Origin of the sequence: Pseudomonas sp. PSB11, from assembly GCF_014596605.1 — a bacterium.
Classification (GTDB): Bacteria; Pseudomonadota; Gammaproteobacteria; order Pseudomonadales; family Pseudomonadaceae; genus Aquipseudomonas; species Aquipseudomonas umsongensis.
Map to the genome: position 1 here is coordinate 1 of NZ_NOIO01000070.1, position 1270 is coordinate 1270.

Sequence of the window (1270 nt, forward strand, 5' to 3'; positions counted from 1 at the left end):
CGTCACTAGTGTCCGGTAAACATGTTTCATAGCTGAAGGCTGCCTTGGGCAGCCTTCAGCTTTTCTCGCTCCTGCCTTCGTCGATCCCTCAGTTCTGGAGTAGCGGGCCGTTCGTGCAGGACGTGAGATATGCGAACCGTCAGCTCGAACAACGAACCGGTAAATCCTGAGCGACGATGGAAAAGGTGCAGTAACAAGTAGCTGATCAAGGCACTGTAAATCTGCAGGCGCACGGCGTTTTCAGAGAAGGCATAGAAGCGTTTGAGTTTCAGATGTTGCTTGATCCACTTGAAAAACAGCTCGATCTTCCAGCGATCTTTGTACAAGCCCGCGATTTCTTCAGCTGTTCTTGCGAAGTCGTTGGTCACCAGGATTAACGGCGTGGCATGTCCCTCGCGCTCAACCACCACGCGTCTTACCGGCGTTTCTCGGTAGTCATTCAGACGCTTACCGCCCAGATGCTTTTTGCCGAATAGAATGACTTCATCGGTCATGACCGGGCTTTGCTCGGCTACGGTCGAGTGCTTGTGCAGCACTTTGATATTGGCGTTTTTCTTCAGGCGGGTGACGAAAAAAGCGCCTTTGGTCTGCAACTGGTGCCACCAGTTGTAATCGCAATAGCCCTTGTCAAAGACATACGTCATGCCGGCCTGAATCGGCATTTCCAGTGCATCGCTCAGGTCGTTGACGTTGGCAGGAGTGATGTTGACGTACACCGGGGCCAACTGCGCCAAATCTAGCCCGACATGTACTTTCAAGCCCTGCGTAATGCGGGTTTTCGTGGCGGCTGTCCAGCCATCGAAGTGAGGTCCGCGCAAAGTGATCGACGTGGAATCAAGCAGGCTAACCATGGCACCGACTTCTTTGCGCTGCTGGCGGCTGATGCCGCGCAACAGCAACTCGCAAAGGTCCTGGAATGGCCGGTAGTCACGCTTGTTCAAGGCATCCGACAGGGTCGAGCGGGCGACGGGACCCGCTTTAAGATGGTAGCTATGCGGGCTTAGAGTTTCGGAGAAAGTCGCCAAGGACCGCAGGCTTAAGGCTTGGGTTACATGACCGCTGACCAGTGTCACCAGCAATTGCCAGGACGTGCAGCGTTTGACGTAGCGATCAGCCTGGTGCCTTTCGGTGGATTGCCGAAAGAACTGGCGCGGGATCGCACTGAGCAGGTGGGCTAAACGGGTGCTGGTAAACATGAGCCAAAATCGAGTCTGAAAAATCCGATTATGACTGACGGCCGCCAACAGCAAGGGGGAGCAAGCTCCCCCTT

The 1270-nt window shown here is 54.6% G+C and carries 1 protein-coding gene; it reads right to left on the bottom strand.

Features of this window, described 5'->3' with window-relative positions; all coding sequences use genetic code 11:
* Positions 1-26: 26 nt before the first annotated feature.
* Complete coding sequence (locus CGA21_RS29695; protein ID WP_223194315.1) at positions 27-1250, bottom strand: IS4 family transposase; 1224 nt, start codon at positions 1248-1250, stop codon at positions 27-29.
* Positions 1251-1270 lie beyond the last annotated feature (20 nt).